The 15608-nt window shown below is 41.9% G+C and carries 15 protein-coding genes; 9 read left to right on the top strand and 6 right to left on the bottom strand.

What is annotated here, in order from left to right; all coding sequences use genetic code 11:
• Positions 1-62 precede the first annotated feature (62 nt).
• The 6 genes from murC (at position 63) to lpxC (ending at position 6751) form a co-directional block, all read left to right on the top strand.
• Positions 63-1481, top strand: coding sequence for a UDP-N-acetylmuramate--L-alanine ligase (gene murC, locus H0913_RS13350; RefSeq protein ID WP_154602698.1), 1419 nt, complete (start codon positions 63-65; stop codon positions 1479-1481).
• 2 nt (positions 1482-1483) lie between these two features.
• Positions 1484-2404, top strand: a complete 921-nt coding sequence (locus H0913_RS13345) for a D-alanine--D-alanine ligase (RefSeq protein WP_181477409.1) — start codon at positions 1484-1486, stop codon at positions 2402-2404.
• Position 2405: 1 nt separating this feature from the next.
• Positions 2406-3218 carry a cell division protein FtsQ gene (ftsQ, locus tag H0913_RS13340; protein ID WP_154602535.1) on the top strand — a complete coding sequence of 271 codons (813 nt, stop codon included), beginning with the start codon at positions 2406-2408 and terminating at the stop codon, positions 3216-3218.
• A 44-nt stretch (positions 3219-3262) separates the two neighbouring features.
• Positions 3263-4519, top strand: coding sequence for a cell division protein FtsA (ftsA, locus tag H0913_RS13335; protein WP_036951194.1), 1257 nt, complete (start codon positions 3263-3265; stop codon positions 4517-4519).
• 57 nt (positions 4520-4576) lie between these two features.
• On the top strand, positions 4577-5734 hold the full coding sequence (ftsZ, locus tag H0913_RS13330; protein ID WP_036951193.1) for a cell division protein FtsZ: 1158 nt from the start codon (positions 4577-4579) through the stop codon (positions 5732-5734).
• A gap of 99 nt (positions 5735-5833) precedes the next feature.
• Positions 5834-6751 (top strand): UDP-3-O-acyl-N-acetylglucosamine deacetylase, encoded by a 918-nt coding sequence (lpxC, locus tag H0913_RS13325; protein WP_006660764.1) that lies wholly within the window; start codon positions 5834-5836, stop codon positions 6749-6751.
• 36 nt (positions 6752-6787) lie between these two features.
• On the opposite strand, the gene H0913_RS13320 is transcribed toward lpxC, so the two are convergent.
• The gene (locus H0913_RS13320) at positions 6788-7309 is read right to left on the bottom strand and encodes a DUF721 domain-containing protein (protein ID WP_154602536.1); all 522 of its coding nucleotides are present in this window, start codon (positions 7307-7309) and stop codon (positions 6788-6790) included.
• An 86-nt stretch (positions 7310-7395) separates the two neighbouring features.
• Here H0913_RS13320 and secM point away from each other — a divergent pair, with 86 nt between their 5' ends.
• The 3 genes from secM to mutT all read left to right on the top strand — a co-directional run bounded on the left by secM (position 7396) and on the right by mutT (position 11189).
• Positions 7396-7923 (top strand): secA translation cis-regulator SecM, encoded by a 528-nt coding sequence (gene secM / locus H0913_RS13315; protein WP_181477408.1) that lies wholly within the window; start codon positions 7396-7398, stop codon positions 7921-7923.
• Between the two features lie 95 nt (positions 7924-8018).
• Positions 8019-10730 carry a preprotein translocase subunit SecA gene (secA, locus tag H0913_RS13310; RefSeq protein ID WP_036951189.1) on the top strand — a complete coding sequence of 904 codons (2712 nt, stop codon included), beginning with the start codon at positions 8019-8021 and terminating at the stop codon, positions 10728-10730.
• Between the two features lie 60 nt (positions 10731-10790).
• Positions 10791-11189, top strand: coding sequence for an 8-oxo-dGTP diphosphatase MutT (mutT, locus tag H0913_RS13305; RefSeq protein ID WP_154602538.1), 399 nt, complete (start codon positions 10791-10793; stop codon positions 11187-11189).
• 83 nt (positions 11190-11272) lie between these two features.
• Here the strand turns inward: mutT and yacG are convergent, their stop codons facing one another.
• From yacG to H0913_RS13280, 5 genes are all read right to left on the bottom strand, one after another.
• Positions 11273-11470, bottom strand: coding sequence for a DNA gyrase inhibitor YacG (yacG, locus tag H0913_RS13300; protein WP_132495795.1), 198 nt, complete (start codon positions 11468-11470; stop codon positions 11273-11275).
• 15 nt (positions 11471-11485) lie between these two features.
• Positions 11486-12244 (bottom strand): cell division protein ZapD, encoded by a 759-nt coding sequence (gene zapD, locus H0913_RS13295; RefSeq protein WP_154602539.1) that lies wholly within the window; start codon positions 12242-12244, stop codon positions 11486-11488.
• A gap of 8 nt (positions 12245-12252) precedes the next feature.
• On the bottom strand, positions 12253-12858 hold the full coding sequence (gene coaE / locus H0913_RS13290) for a dephospho-CoA kinase (protein WP_154638121.1): 606 nt from the start codon (positions 12856-12858) through the stop codon (positions 12253-12255).
• A 154-nt stretch (positions 12859-13012) separates the two neighbouring features.
• Complete coding sequence (locus H0913_RS13285; RefSeq protein ID WP_181477407.1) at positions 13013-14197, bottom strand: type II secretion system F family protein; 1185 nt, start codon at positions 14195-14197, stop codon at positions 13013-13015.
• 4 nt (positions 14198-14201) lie between these two features.
• Positions 14202-15596 (bottom strand): ATPase, T2SS/T4P/T4SS family, encoded by a 1395-nt coding sequence (locus H0913_RS13280; RefSeq protein ID WP_181477406.1) that lies wholly within the window; start codon positions 15594-15596, stop codon positions 14202-14204.
• Between the last annotated feature and the right edge of the window lie 12 nt (positions 15597-15608).

The raw sequence follows: 15608 nt of genomic DNA, 5'->3' as shown, positions 1-15608 counted from the left end.
AGAGAAGCGGAAATACAGTGAATACACAACAGTTAGCGAAATTAAGAACATCGGTGCCAGAAATGCGTAGAGTACGGCACATTCATTTTGTCGGCATCGGTGGTGCTGGCATGGGTGGTATCGCTGAAGTGTTGGCTAACGAAGGTTATGAAATTAGTGGTTCAGATTTAGCACCTAATGCGGTGACTCAGCAGCTAACTGAGTTGGGCGCCACTATCTATTTTAATCATCGCCCTGAAAACGTTGAAAATGCGAGTGTGGTGGTAGTTTCTACGGCTATTTCTGCAGAGAACCCTGAAATTCAAGCTGCGAAAGAGCTGCGTATCCCTGTTATTCGCCGTGCCGAAATGCTGGCTGAATTAATGCGCTATCGTCATGGTATCGCAGTGGCGGGAACTCACGGTAAAACAACGACAACGGCAATGATTTCTGGGATCTACGCGCAAGCGGGATTAGACCCAACATTTGTGAATGGCGGATTAGTGAAATCAGCGGGAACTCATGCACGATTAGGTAGCAGCCGTTACTTGATCGCTGAAGCGGATGAAAGCGATGCGTCATTCTTGCATTTACAGCCACTGGTTGCGGTTGTGACGAACATTGAAGCGGACCACATGGATACCTATCAGGGTAATTTTGAAAACCTGACAGATACCTTCATCAACTTCCTGCATAACTTGCCATTCTATGGCCGTGCAGTGATGTGTATCGATGACCCGGTGATCCGTTCATTATTACCAAAAATCGGTCGTTACATTACCACTTACGGCTTTAGTGACGATGCGGATGTTCGTATCACTAAGTACGAGCAAAAAGGGAACCAAGGCTTTTTCACGATTGCTCGTGAAGGCATGCCAGAGTTGACTGTCGTGCTGAATGCACCTGGTCGCCACAATGCGCTCAATGCCACGGCAGCTGTTGCGGTGGCAACCGAAGAAGGTATAGACGATTTACACATTCTGTCTGCACTCGTGGAATTCCAAGGGACAGGTCGTCGTTTCGATTTCCTAGGTAACTACGCGCTGCGTAATGTGAATGGCAAAGAAGGCGAAGTGATGCTGGTGGATGACTATGGTCACCATCCAACAGAAGTGGATGCCACCATTAAAGCTGCTCGCGCAGGCTGGCCAGATAAACGTATCGTGATGGTTTTCCAGCCTCATCGTTATACACGTACTCGTGACTTATACGATGATTTTGCAAACGTGCTGGGGCAGGTAGATGTCTTGCTAATGCTAGAAGTTTATTCTGCGGGAGAGAAGCCGGTTCCGGGGGCTGATAGCCGATCATTATGCCGTACAATCCGCAGTCGTGGGCAGGTTGATCCTATTTTTGTGGCAGAACCTGAACAAGTTTCACATATGCTGGCACAAGTTCTTGATGATAACGACTTAATTTTAGTTCAAGGCGCAGGAAATATTGGTAAAATAGCCAAAAACCTAGCAGAAACGAAATTACAGCCACCGATGGTTGAGGAATAAGCATGACAGAAAAAATCGCGGTTCTATTTGGCGGCACATCTGCTGAACGTGAAGTGTCACTTCAGTCTGGCAATGCTGTATTGGCGGGATTACGCCAAGCGGGCGTTGATGCGCATCCAATTGATACTCAAGATTTCCCTGTTGTGACATTGAAAGAAGCTGGTTTTGATAAAGCGTTTATCGCCTTACATGGTCGTGGCGGGGAAGACGGCACGATCCAAGGTATGCTTGAGTTTCTGGGGCTTCCATACACAGGCAGTGGCGTAATGGCATCTGCACTGAGTATGGATAAACTACGCACCAAACAACTTTGGCAAGGTGCTGGACTAAGTGTTTCTCCATATATTTCACTTAACAAGCAGAAATATACTAATATTAAAAAAGAGCAGTTAGCTCAGCAAGTTAAGCACTTAGGACTGCCACTTATCGTTAAACCGAGTTTGGAAGGTTCCAGTGTTGGAATGAGCAAAGTTGACTCTCTGGATGCACTGCCAGAAGCCATTGAGCTTGCTTTCCAGTTTGACGATACGTTATTGATTGAAAAGTGGTTAAGTGGTCCTGAGTATACGGTAGCGGTATTGGGTGACGAGGTTCTACCTTCGATTCGCATTCAGCCACCGGGTATTTTTTATGACTATGAAGCGAAGTATTTGTCCGATGAGACTCAATATTTCTGCCCAAGTGGTTTAACAAGCGATCTCGAAGCGAAACTGGCAGATATCGCAATGCAAGCTTATCAAGCGGTAGGCTGTCGTGGCTGGGGACGGGTTGATGTGATGCAAGATAGTGATGGGGAATTCTATTTGCTCGAAGTGAATACTTCGCCGGGAATGACCAGTCACAGTTTAGTTCCAATGGCTGCGCGTCAAGCCGGTTTGGATTTTTCGCAGTTAGTGGTACGTATTTTGAAATTGGCTAGTTGATATGTCACAGGCAGCGTTAAACGTAAGGCATCATAATCAGAATAGCGGTCAAGATGAAGATCCGCGCTCAAGACCAAGTAATGGGGCTTTTCTGGGCGGATTGATTTTCTTCCTGATGGTCGTCGGCACCATTGTGTGGAGCGGCTGGACTGTGATGAACTGGATGAAGGATGCCGATAGGCTGCCAATGTCCAAACTGATATTAACGGGAGAGCGCAACTACACCACCAATGACGATGTACGAAAGGCAATTTTGTCATTAGGTCAGCCGGGAACCTTTATGACGGTGGATGTGAATGCGATTCAAAACCAAATCAGTATGATGCCATGGATACGCCAAGTTACAGTGCGTAAACAGTGGCCGGATGAATTAAAAATCCATATTGCGGAGTACAAACCCTACGCAAGATGGAATGACCAAAACATGGTCGACCAAGAAGGGCGCGTATTTACCCTTCCACCAAGTCAAAATGGTAAAGGCGATTATGTGTTGCTGTATGGTCCGCAAGGAAGCCAAACAGAGGTTTTGAAAGAATTTGCTGTGCTAAGTGGTATTTTGGCGAAAAATAACTTGAAACTAAAATCCGTTTCTATGACAGCGCGCCATGCATGGCAGATTATTTTAGATAATGATGTAAGAGTCGAACTTGGGAAAAAAGATGTGTTAGAGCGGTTAAACCGTTTTCTCGAGCTTTATCCGCTTTTACAGCAAACGACTGATAAACGCGTCGACTATGTTGATTTGCGTTATACCAGTGGGGCAGCGGTGGGGTGGGCTCCTCTATTAGTTGACGCACCGCAAGGCTTCCAATAAGACAAATTGCTAATAACTCAAATTAGGCAGATAGGCAGAAGCAAATGATTAAAGCGACGGACAGAAAATTAGTGGTAGGCCTTGAAATTGGAACTTCCAAGGTGTCAGCCCTTGTAGGAGAAATTCTGCCCGATGGTATGGTTAATATTATTGGGGTGGGAAGCTGTCCATCTCGCGGAATGGACAAAGGTGGCGTTAACGATCTTGAGTCGGTTGTTAAATGCGTCCAAAGAGCGATTGACCAAGCTGAATTAATGGCAGATTGCCAAATTTCTTCTGTTTACCTTGCTTTATCGGGTAAACATGTGAGCTGCCAAAATGAAATTGGTATGGTGCCAATCTCAGAAGAAGAAGTGACACAAGAAGACGTGGACAGCGTCGTTCATACGGCGAAATCTGTCCGAGTTAAAGACGAACACCGAATTTTGCATGTTATCCCGCAAGAATTCGCGATTGACTACCAAGAAGGCATTAAAAATCCAGTCGGTCTTTCTGGTGTTCGTATGCAAGCTAAAGTTCATCTGATCACTTGCCATAACGATATGGCAAAGAACATTGTGAAAGCCGTTGAGCGTTGCGGGTTAAAAGTTGACCAGCTTATTTTTGCCGGTCTTGCTGCAAGCTACAGTGTGTTGACTGAAGATGAGCGCGAATTAGGTGTCTGTGTTGTTGATGTCGGTGGCGGCACAATGGACATGGCAGTTTATACGGGTGGTGCTTTGCGTCATACCAAAGTGATCCCATACGCAGGTAATGTGGTAACAAGTGATATTGCTTACGCATTTGGTACGCCGCCAACAGACGCAGAAGCGATTAAAGTGCGTCACGGTTGTGCAGTCGGTTCGATTGTGAGTAAAGATGAAACGGTGGAAGTACCGAGTGTTGGCGGTCGTCCACCGAGAAGTTTACAGCGTCAAACCTTAGCGGAAGTGATTGAGCCACGGTATACTGAGCTGTTAAATTTAGTAAATGAAGAAATTTTAAATTTACAGGAACAGTTACGCCAGCAAGGTGTCAAACACCACTTAGCGGCAGGGATAGTTTTGACCGGTGGGGCAGCACAAATTGACGGGTTAGTTGAATGCGCTCAAAAAGTGTTCCATACACAGGTCAGAATCGGTACCCCACTTAATATAACAGGATTAACGGATTATGCTCAGGAGCCGTACTACTCCACAGCGGTAGGGCTTCTGCATTACGGTAAAGAAAGCCACCTTGGCGATGATACCGAGACGGAAAAACGTGCTTCAGTTAGCGGGTGGTTTAGTAAGCTCACTAGCTGGCTGAGAAAAGAATTTTAATTTTTATTTAGAAGCATATTATTAGCTTCAATAGTAAGCACAAAACGGAGAGACATTATGTTTGAACCAATGGAGCTAACCAACGATGCGGTGATTAAAGTCATCGGCGTTGGCGGCGGCGGCGGAAATGCCGTTGAACACATGGTACGCGAGCGCATTGAAGGTGTTGAGTTCTTTGCAGTCAACACCGACGCACAAGCCCTGCGTAAAACCGCAGTCGGACAAACCATTCAGATCGGTACAGGTATTACTAAAGGTCTGGGTGCGGGTGCAAACCCAGAAGTTGGCCGTAACGCGGCGGAAGAAGACCGTGAAGCACTGCGCAATGCTCTTGATGGCGCAGATATGGTGTTCATCGCTGCAGGTATGGGCGGTGGTACGGGTACTGGTGCTGCGCCAGTCGTTGCTGAAGTTGCTAAAGAATTAGGTATCCTAACCGTTGCTGTCGTGACTAAGCCATTCAATTTCGAAGGCAAAAAACGTATGGCATTCGCGGAAGCGGGTATCACTGAGCTATCCAAGCACGTTGACTCGCTGATCACTATCCCTAACGACAAGTTACTGAAAGTACTTGGTCGTGGTATCTCTTTACTGGATGCTTTTGGTGCGGCTAACGACGTATTAAAAGGTGCAGTTCAAGGTATCGCTGAGCTAATCACTCGCCCAGGTTTAATGAACGTGGACTTTGCTGACGTACGTACCGTGATGTCAGAAATGGGCTACGCGATGATGGGTTCTGGTGTGGCTCGTGGCGAAGATAGAGCGGAAGAAGCTGCTGAAATGGCAATTTCTAGCCCACTTCTGGAAGATATCGACCTGTCTGGCGCGCGTGGTGTTCTGGTCAACATCACTGCTGGTTTTGACCTGCGCTTGGATGAGTTTGAAACAGTGGGTAATACCATTCGTGCATTCGCATCAGATAATGCGACTGTCGTAATCGGTACCTCTTTAGACCCAGAAATGCATGAAGAATTGCGCGTGACTGTTGTTGCTACAGGTATTGGTATGGACAAACGTCCAGAAATTACTTTAGTTAGCAATAAAATGTCTCAGCAAGCTTCTATGGAGCAACGCTATCAGCAAATGCAAAATAGCATGTCTTCATTAAATGATGAAAAACCAGCTGCAAAAGCCGTTAACGACCAAAATACACAAGTAAATAAAGAGCCGGATTACTTAGATATCCCAGCTTTCTTGCGTAAACAGGCCGATTAATTTTTAATTAGATTGGTTTTTCCGCTTTTTGTGCTAAAATTTTCTACTGGTTATCAATTAAGATAGCCAGTAGGACTTATAACATTGCGAGAAAATACGATGATCAAACAACGGACACTTAAACGTATTATTAAAGCGACTGGTGTTGGTTTACATACCGGCAAGAAAGTTACGCTTACTTTACGTCCGGCACCGGCCAATACCGGGGTCATCTACCGTCGTACTGACCTTAATCCACCGGTAGATTTTCCGGCAGATGCGAAATCAGTTCGCGATACTATGTTATGTACTTGCTTAGTCAACGAAGATAACGTGCGTATTTCGACGGTTGAACATTTGAATGCTGCTTTAGCAGGATTAGGCATCGATAACATTGTTATTGAAGTCAATGCGCCTGAAATCCCGATTATGGATGGCAGTGCTGCACCGTTTGTTTTCTTACTGCTAGATGGCGGTATTGAAGAATTAAATTGTGCGAAGAAATTCTTACGCATTAAAGAAACTGTACGTGTTGAAGATGGTGATAAGTGGGCAGAAATGTCCCCATACAATGGTTTTAGCCTAGATTTCACTATCGATTTCCAACACCCTGCGATTGATAGCAGCACGCAACGCTATGCAATGGATTTCTCTGCAGAATCTTTTGTAAACCAAATTAGCCGCGCGCGTACTTTCGGTTTCATGCGTGACATTGAATATCTACAATCGAAAGGCCTATGCTTAGGCGGTAGTTTTGACTGTGCTATCGTCGTTGATGACTATAAAGTGCTCAACGAAGATGGTTTACGCTTTGAAGATGAATTCGTTCGTCACAAAATGCTCGATGCAATTGGTGACTTATTCATGTGTGGACATAACATTATTGGTGCATTCACTGCATTCAAATCTGGTCACGCACTGAATAACAAATTGTTGCAAGCGGTTCTGGCTAAAGAATCTGCTTGGGATCTAGTGACCTTTGAAGACGAAGCTGAATTACCTCTGGCATTCAAAGCGCCTTCGACTGTATTCGCATAATAGTTTCTATTATGCGGCTATCTCTGCCAGCCAGGGTTAGCCTTTTCTGTTGGTTGCATTAGTACTCTCTCCGGCTAATGCAGCCAGCCGCTCAAATTTCTCTTTTAATCCCTTCGGGCTCTTTTTCGCTAATCTTAATAACTGCTCTGCGGTCTGCGTACTAATCTGTCTTTGATTACGATTTTCTTTTTGATTCACTGATTGCTTATTCAATGAGCTATTTTGCTTAGATTTTCGTATAAGATCGGGGTTGATTCTGATGTCGATGGAAGATAAAGATGGTAGAATAGATGACCTTAATGCAGAAGTAAGATTCATTTTCTCGTAATTAAGGCGGGTCATCCAACTGGCATTAGCCACTTCGATAACCATAATGTTATTACGGTAGTTTGCCACTCTACACATGGGTTTAATTTCTGCTGGCAGCAAACTTTTTACAACACGATTCAATTTTAGAATAGCTTTTGCATTTCGCTGAATAGTTTGTAAAGTGTTTGATGTTTTCGCCAGAGACTCTTCGAGAACATCGAAAAGTGCTTGTGGATGACTATCTCTCATTGTGAACTCTCATTTTACGCGATTGCTAAAGATGTCAGAACATAATTGGGAATCATACTTTAATCTATAAATTATATAAGAGTTTGATGGGCATTTTAAATTTTTGGCGACATTTAGGTAGACGATACTTTTGGTCCCACCTGTTATTAGGTGTTGTGGCTACGGGTGTTGGCTTGCCTACAATTTTAAATGCCTTATCAGAATCTCAGCAAACTCAAGTTAATTCTGCGCCAGCGAATCGACAAAGCCAAGCTGTAAATGCTTTCGATAACTTATTTGCACAGCAGAACTCCCAACGCTCTTCATCCTCGTCTTCTTACTTGGTCAATTACTGGCAGCAACATGCGGTACGTAATGTTATCCGCCAACTGACTTTTGCCTTTTCAGCAACTGAAGATGAAGATACCGACAAAAGTAAGCTACAAAAAGAGACGCTATTTGCCCCTCAATTAATGTTAGATACGCTGTACGCGATGTTGGCGCAGCGATCTTTACAATGGGATGTGGCAACGACTCAAGCTAGCGAACATATCTACCCTCTCTTTACTGTTTATCAGCCCGCGATTTGGGTTGCTCAGGTACATGGCATTCGGGCTGGCCCCTTTTTCGCCTAAATCCATTTAACGATGTAAAGCCTGCCATTAGGTCGCTTCTCGTCGTGTCAAAAAACACTAATTCAAATAATTAATTGATTTACCTGAGAAAAAATATGTTAACTAAACTATTAACCAAAGTATTTGGTAGCCGTAATGACCGTACTCTGCGCCGTCTGCGTAAAGAAGTGGAAAAAATTAACAAGTTAGAGCCTGAGTTTGAGAAATTATCGGATGACGAGCTGAAGGCCAAAACCGTAGAATTTCGTGAGCGTTTAAAACAAGGCGAAAGCATTGAAAATATGATCCCTGAAGCGTTTGCGACAGTGCGTGAAGCAAGTAAACGTGTCTTCGGTATGCGTCACTTCGACGTTCAGTTAATCGGTGGTATGGTACTGAACGAGCGCTGCATCGCAGAAATGCGTACAGGTGAAGGTAAAACACTGACTGCAACGCTGCCAGCATACATTAACGCATTATCAGGCAAAGGGGTTCACGTTGTTACCGTGAACGACTACCTAGCAAAACGAGATGCGGAAAATAACCGCCCATTATTCGAGTTTTTAGGCTTAACCGTGGGTATTAACTTATCGGGTATGGCTCCACCTGCAAAGCGTCAAGCTTATGCGGAAGACATTACTTACGGTACTAACAACGAATTTGGTTTCGACTATTTACGTGACAACATGGCATTTAGCCCAGAAGATCGCGTTCAACGTAAACTGCATTACGCATTAGTGGATGAGGTGGACTCTATCCTTATCGATGAAGCGCGTACGCCACTGATCATTTCAGGCCCAGCGGAAGATAGCTCGGATCTGTACATCAAAGTGGACAAACTGATCCCGAAACTCGTTCGCCAAGAAAAAGAAGACTCAGACACTTTCCAAGGTGAAGGTCACTTCTCGGTTGATGAAAAATCTCGTCAGGTAACAATCACAGAGCGCGGTCTGGTTCTGGTTGAAGAATTACTGGCAAAAGCTGGTTTAATGGATGAAGGCGAGTCGCTTTATTCACCATCAAACATTATGCTGATGCACCACGTCATGGCAGGTTTACGTGCACACGCACTGTTTACTCGTGATGTTGACTATATTGTTAAAGATAACCAAGTTATTATTGTCGACGAACATACTGGTCGTACAATGGAAGGGCGCCGTTGGTCTGATGGTCTGCACCAAGCTGTTGAAGCAAAAGAAGGTGTTGAGATCCATAATGAAAACCAAACATTGGCATCGATTACTTTCCAGAACTATTTCCGCTTATACGAAAAATTAGCGGGTATGACCGGTACTGCGGACACCGAAGCATTCGAATTTAGCTCAATCTATAAACTGGATACGATTGTTATCCCAACTAACCGTCCAATGGTTCGTAAGGATATGCCTGATTTAGTCTATATGACTGAAGCAGACAAATTTGAAGCAATTATTGAAGATATCCGTGATAAAACCGCCAAAGGTCAGCCAGTTCTGGTCGGTACCATTTCAATTGAAAAATCTGAATTAATTTCGCATGCGCTGACTAAAGCAAAAATTGCTCATAACGTATTGAATGCGAAATTCCACGCAATGGAAGCTGATATTATCGCTAATGCGGGGCAAAAAAGCGCCGTAACCATCGCAACTAACATGGCGGGTCGTGGTACCGATATCATGTTAGGGGGAAGCTGGCAGTCAGAAGTGGCCGCGCTAGAGAACCCAACGCAAGAACAAATTGATGAAATCAAAGCGAACTGGAAAATTCGTCACGATGAAGTGTTAGCGGCTGGCGGTTTACATATCATTGGTACAGAGCGCCATGAATCTCGCCGTATCGATAACCAGTTACGTGGTCGTGCGGGACGTCAAGGTGATGCTGGTTCATCACGTTTCTATCTGTCTATGGAAGATGCTTTAATGCGTATCTTCGCATCAGACCGTGTTACGGGCATGATGAAAAAACTGGGTATGAAACCGGGCGAAGCTATTGAACACCCTTGGGTAACAAAAGCAATTGCTAACGCACAGCGTAAAGTTGAAAGCCGTAACTTTGATATTCGTAAACAATTACTTGAATATGATGATGTGGCAAGTGACCAACGTCGTGCTATCTATACTCAGCGTAATGAACTGCTGGATGGCGGCGATATTAAAGAAACCGTAGACAGCATTCGTGAAGATGTCTTTACCACTATTATTGATGCATATATTCCGCCTCAATCACTGGAAGAAATGTGGGATATTGATGGTCTGCAAAAACGTTTAGTGAACGATTTTGACCTCGATTTACCAATTCAAGAGTGGTTAGACAAAGAGCCTGAACTTCACGAAGAAACTTTACGCGAACGTATCATGGAAAAAGCGATTGAAATTTACCAGCGTAAAGAAGAGATCGTTAGCTCTGAAGCAATGCGTAATTTCGAAAAAGGCGTTATGTTGCAAACGCTGGATACATTATGGAAAGAGCATTTAGCTTCCATGGACTATTTACGTCAAGGTATCCATTTACGTGGCTATGCGCAAAAAGATCCAAAACAAGAATACAAACGTGAGTCCTTCAGTATGTTTGCCAATATGTTGGAAGCATTGAAATATGAAGTGATCAGTACCTTGTCAAAAGTACAAGTACGTTTACCGGAAGAAGTTGAAGCATTAGAGCAGCAACGTCGTGAAGAAGCTGAACGTTTGGCGAAGAAACAGCATTTAAGCCATGAGGCTGAAGCTGAATCGCTAATGACAGAAGCAGAAGCGAAGATTGCAACCCAAGGTAATAAAATTGGTCGTAATGATCCATGCCCTTGCGGTTCTGGTAAAAAATACAAGCAGTGCCATGGCCGCTTAAATTAATTTAGAATTCAGTAAATAATCAATAAAGGCGGGGAAACCCGCCTTTTTAATGAAGAAATTATGGAAAAAAAACATCTGCATATTGCCGCTGGGATCATTCGTAATGCTCAGCAACATATTTTTATTACTCAGCGACCAGAAGGTACTCACATGGCTGGGTTTTGGGAATTTCCTGGTGGGAAGCTAGAAAAGGGGGAAGACCCGAAGGACGCACTGATCCGTGAATTGGAAGAAGAAGTGGGTATTGCGGTGACTGACTGTGATCTATTCCATCAAGTTGATCATGAATTTGACGATAGATTTATTACGCTCTATTTCTTTATGGTTTCAGGCTGGAAAAATGACCCTTATGGAAAAGAAGGGCAAAAATCACGTTGGATTGAGCAGCAAAGCTTAATTGCTGAAGAGTTTCCACCTGCTAATCGCGTGATTGTTGATATGCTGATTAAGGACGCGTAACAACCAGTCGTCAGTAATGAAGAATGAAAATAGCCTAATGTAGAGATTTGGCTATTTTCATTATCAACACAGATAAAGTGAAATTAATGCTCGGGTGCTTCACTCCAATTATCGCTATCGGAAATATCACCTTGGCTTTCTATGCGTTTTTCTTCGGCGGCCCACTCGCCTAGATCAATCAATTGACATCTCTTACTGCAAAATGGACGAAAAGGACTGGATTCATTCCAAGTCACGACTTTTTGGCAAGTCGGACAATTGACTTCAATAATTTCATTCATACATCGACTCTCAAACTAACAACAGGCTAACTGAAAATGAATTACGTCTGGGAGTATACCATTCTCACTATCGATATGAAGAAAACGTAAGGCAAAACGCGTTTTATGCCCTGAAATTTGAGGGTATATCAAATGCTCTGGTGATAATTTAATACGTAAAAGCTCTTTTCCTTCGACATTACCTTGGAAAAAACCATTGTGAGATTCGGCAGGTTCAAAACTGCCATTCTGGCGGATTAGTAATAACGCGGTTTTTAAAGCATCTTGCAGAGGGTCTAAACTATTTAGCCAGCTTTTTATTTCATTATCCCTATCTGATTGAGGGATGTTTAACCACAGTTGAAGGGTGGGTAAATCAAAGTTACAGCATCCACCGGGAATGCTGAGACGTTGGCGAACCATGCTAATAATTTTATCATTGCGTAGTTGATGGCCAAATCGAGGCGCAGACATTAAACTGCTTATTTTCGGTGTTAGGTCATTTAAAAGAGAGGTGATTAATGTTTTATCAACATTTGGAGCATCAGCCCAACTGAGTAGCCTACTTTTTTGTCTTTCGAGTTCTTTGATAAGGTCTGAGCGAACCTCACCTCTATCCAATATTTCAATCAGTTCAGAAACAGAGCGGAAAAAGGCGATTCCAGAGGAGTAGGATGTTATATGGCTCTGTTCATAGATTTGCATTAATAATGTTTCAAGCCGCAGCCAAGAACGAATTTTTTCATTCATTGGATATTCATAAGTAACCAAAGTTGTTTCGATTTTTTCGCTCATGCTCATTCCTATTCTTTTTGTGCTGCAAGTGCTAGGTATTGCTTGTGTAGTTCTGCAACTCTATTTGGCAGCTCAGTATCATCTGTATGATTAGTGATGATATCGTCAGCATATGACAACCTTTCTTCTCGAGATGCTTGAGCATTTAATATATTAATAACATGCTCTAGGCTGGTGTCATCGCGTCTAATCGTTCTTTCTATTTGTTCTTCTCTTGTTACATCAACGACAAGAACACGATCTGCTAAATGCGAAATTTTATTTTCAATAAGCAGGGGGATTACCCATAAAACATAAGGATAGTTAGCCTGCTGAAGTTGTGTCTGCGTTTCTTGTTGTATCAAAGGATGAAGCAGCGCATTTAGCCACGCTTTTTCCTTAGGCTCGGAAAAAACAACTGTCCGTAAGAAACCTCTATTTAAAGTGCCATCATGGTTTAACACATCTTGACCAAAGTGCTGTTGAATGCTGATCAATGCAGGGGTATTAGGTTCAACAACTTGGCGGGCGATGACATCAGCATCAACAAGTGGCACCCCTAGTTTAGCAAATTCGTTGGCAACGGTTGTTTTACCACTTCCTATCCCCCCAGTGAGGGCAACGATATAAGACATAAATGATTCATTAGTTTACGGGAAATAAGTCAGGTTACACTGAAAGTTTTAATTTGTCTGTATACAATTGAGTCAAGTTATCATGTTATGGATATATGTGTGATTTCAATCTATTTTTACTCTCTAAATTGAACTGTTTTCTTTATGTAATAAGCTACATTCCAGAAATGACTGAGCCTAATTTAAATATTGGTAAATACATAGCAAACATTATTAGGCAGATAATGATAGCTATAAATAAGAGTAATATAGGTTCAAGGCTCTTAAGGTGATGCTCCGTAATAGTCTTATATTGCCTTGAATAATACTTAAATAAATATACTGCAAAATATTCTAGCTTGCCAGATTCTTCCGCCAAGGAAATTAACTGAACTACTAATTTTGGAAAGAGCTGAGTATTTTTCATTGCATCGGATAATGAAGCTCCTCTAAGAACGGAGTGATAAATTTCATGACATTCTTCCTTGTATTTATGATGCACTATCGTTTTAGTTGAGCAATCAAGGCATTCCATGAGGGGTAATCCTGATTTTAATGTGGAAGATAATGTTAAAAAGTAGATGTTCAAATTTTTGGCTCTGATGATGTTATTGATATAAGGAAGATACTGCATTAAATGGCTCAGTTTTCTGGATACATATGACCTATATTTAATAAATAAGAATATAGTGGTGGACAGTGTTAATAGTAGCCATTGAAAATTCTCAATCAGAGTATCCGATATGATAATAACTACCTTAGTTATGGATGGTAATTCCTGTTGAAAACTTTCGTAAATATCAATAAACTGCGGAATGACAAAAACCAGCATAATGATAAGTAATAGGCCAGAGAACCCTACGAGGGTAACTGGGTAACGCAAGGCTTTTTTTATTAAGATTGATGTTTTTTGATTATGTTCAAGCATATTCTTGATGATCAAAAAGCTTTCATCATATTTTCCCGTTTTTTCGGCGATTGCGATTAAGCTAATTATTGTACTATTAAAAATACGCGGGTGACTTTCTAAGTTCTTAATAAAACTAATACCCTTTTCTAAATCATTGATTGCTTGATTAATGAGGTTCTTCCAAAAGGGTAAATGACAATTAAGTTGAAGTAATTGAAAACATTTTAATAAACTGATTCCTGATGAAGATAGTATATTTAGCTGATGGAAGAAATGAATTCTGTAGTTTAAATTTTCCTTGTCCAATATAAATATAGATTTAAACTTTATGGATATTGGCGTTTGTCCTCGTTTAATTATATCTAAAAAAGCTTGTTGTTTATTTTTTGATACTAAGCTATCAGTTATATACGAATTATTTTCAAGTGAGGTGTAATTATAGATAAACATTAATTTACTCTCCTTGTCCGATGACAGAATAAATTTCTTGTAATGTTGTTTCTCCAGCTTCGACTCGCTCAAGACTTGCTTGAAATAGATTTTTGAAATTATCAGCTAATTTACCATTGTCTTTTAATATTAAATCGAGCTGTGCTTGGTCTAGGTATTCATAAATTGCAGTGCGCCCCATAAATCCAGAAAAACAGTGTTCGCACCCTGTAGAGTGATATTCATTGATATTCAGCATTGGGTTTATCGGAGTAATGCGTGCCGTTTTTTGTTTACAGTATGTGCAAAGTTTTCTCACTAAGCGCTGAGCGATAACCATTTTTAAACAAGATTGAAGTTGATTTCTGTCAACGCCTAGTTGCTCCATGCGTGTAATAGCACTGACAGTACAATTAGTATGAAGTGTTGATAGAACAAGGTGCCCTGTTTGTGCTGCTCGAGCTGCTATTTGAGCAGTTTCTTCGTCTCTAATTTCACCAATCATAATAACATCAGGATCTTGCCGAAGTAGTGCACGAAGAATAAACGCAAAAGTAAGTGAATATTTTTCGTGTACTTGTGTTTGGTTGATCCCCCCAAGGGGGATCTCAATAGGGTCTTCAATGGTGGATATATTTCTTGATGTTTGATTAAGGTATTCCAGTGCACTATATAGTGTGACAGTTTTCCCGCTACCAGTGGGGCCCGTCACGAGAATCAATCCTTGCGGTTTTTGTAATGTGTTTTTTAATAGGGGTAATAAAGTCGGGCACATCCCAATTTGTTCAAGAGAGTATTTTAGCTGAGTATTTAATAATCTCAGAACTAATTTCTCGCCATGAAGTGTGGGCATGCTGGAAAGACGGATGCTAAAGTTCTTTCGCTCAAAGCTCCAATTCATTTGTCCATCCTGTGGTATTCTTTTTTCCGCAATATTCATTTTTGATAATATTTTTATTCGGGCAATAACCTCACTGTTTATTTCATGGGGTGGTGAAGGGATAACGTAGAGTTTTCCATCCACTCTAAGGCGAATTTTTAGGTTATGTTTGGTTGGTTCAAGGTGAATATCAGATGCACGCTTTCTTACTGCCATCTTTAATAAATCATCGACAAAATCAACGGCAGGCGATGCCACGTTGATAGGTTCAATAGTGTTAGCCTGATAATTATTTTCATCTTCATTGATTTCTAAAACATGGCGATTGAAATAATGATCAATTTTTTCTTTAGGCCATATTTCATAACAAACAGGAACGCTGGCAATAAAACGTAATGTGGATAATAAATTGTCATTGGGTTTTTCTATCGTGGCGATGGATAACCTTTTTTCGTTGTAATCGATAATCACGATATAGTTTTTATCACAAAGCACTTTGAGTTCTTTGAAAATATAATGGCTTTCCCTAGATGTCCGCATGTTAATCCCTTA

It is taken from the genome of Providencia rettgeri (assembly GCF_013702265.1).
GTDB lineage: Bacteria > Pseudomonadota > Gammaproteobacteria > Enterobacterales > Enterobacteriaceae > Providencia > Providencia zhijiangensis.
The sequence above is the reverse complement of the archived record's forward strand: the minus strand, read 5'-3'. Positions and strand labels throughout refer to the sequence as shown.

What these genes read in the sequence shown, in the direction of transcription:
- murC (WP_154602698.1), top strand. Translation starts at nt 63, where the DNA reads ATGCGTAGAGTACGGCACATTCATTTTGTCGGCATCGGTGGTGCTGGC.
- H0913_RS13345 (WP_181477409.1), top strand. Translation starts at nt 1,484, where the DNA reads ATGACAGAAAAAATCGCGGTTCTATTTGGCGGCACATCTGCTGAACGT.
- ftsQ (WP_154602535.1), top strand. Translation starts at nt 2,406, where the DNA reads ATGTCACAGGCAGCGTTAAACGTAAGGCATCATAATCAGAATAGCGGT.
- ftsA (WP_036951194.1), top strand. Translation starts at nt 3,263, where the DNA reads ATGATTAAAGCGACGGACAGAAAATTAGTGGTAGGCCTTGAAATTGGA.
- ftsZ (WP_036951193.1), top strand. Translation starts at nt 4,577, where the DNA reads ATGTTTGAACCAATGGAGCTAACCAACGATGCGGTGATTAAAGTCATC.
- lpxC (WP_006660764.1), top strand. Translation starts at nt 5,834, where the DNA reads ATGATCAAACAACGGACACTTAAACGTATTATTAAAGCGACTGGTGTT.
- H0913_RS13320 (WP_154602536.1), bottom strand. Translation starts at nt 7,309, where the DNA reads ATGAGAGATAGTCATCCACAAGCACTTTTCGATGTTCTCGAAGAGTCT.
- secM (WP_181477408.1), top strand. Translation starts at nt 7,396, where the DNA reads ATGGGCATTTTAAATTTTTGGCGACATTTAGGTAGACGATACTTTTGG.
- secA (WP_036951189.1), top strand. Translation starts at nt 8,019, where the DNA reads ATGTTAACTAAACTATTAACCAAAGTATTTGGTAGCCGTAATGACCGT.
- mutT (WP_154602538.1), top strand. Translation starts at nt 10,791, where the DNA reads ATGGAAAAAAAACATCTGCATATTGCCGCTGGGATCATTCGTAATGCT.
- yacG (WP_132495795.1), bottom strand. Translation starts at nt 11,470, where the DNA reads ATGAATGAAATTATTGAAGTCAATTGTCCGACTTGCCAAAAAGTCGTG.
- zapD (WP_154602539.1), bottom strand. Translation starts at nt 12,244, where the DNA reads ATGAGCGAAAAAATCGAAACAACTTTGGTTACTTATGAATATCCAATG.
- coaE (WP_154638121.1), bottom strand. Translation starts at nt 12,858, where the DNA reads ATGTCTTATATCGTTGCCCTCACTGGGGGGATAGGAAGTGGTAAAACA.
- H0913_RS13285 (WP_181477407.1), bottom strand. Translation starts at nt 14,197, where the DNA reads ATGTTTATCTATAATTACACCTCACTTGAAAATAATTCGTATATAACT.
- H0913_RS13280 (WP_181477406.1), bottom strand. Translation starts at nt 15,596, where the DNA reads ATGCGGACATCTAGGGAAAGCCATTATATTTTCAAAGAACTCAAAGTG.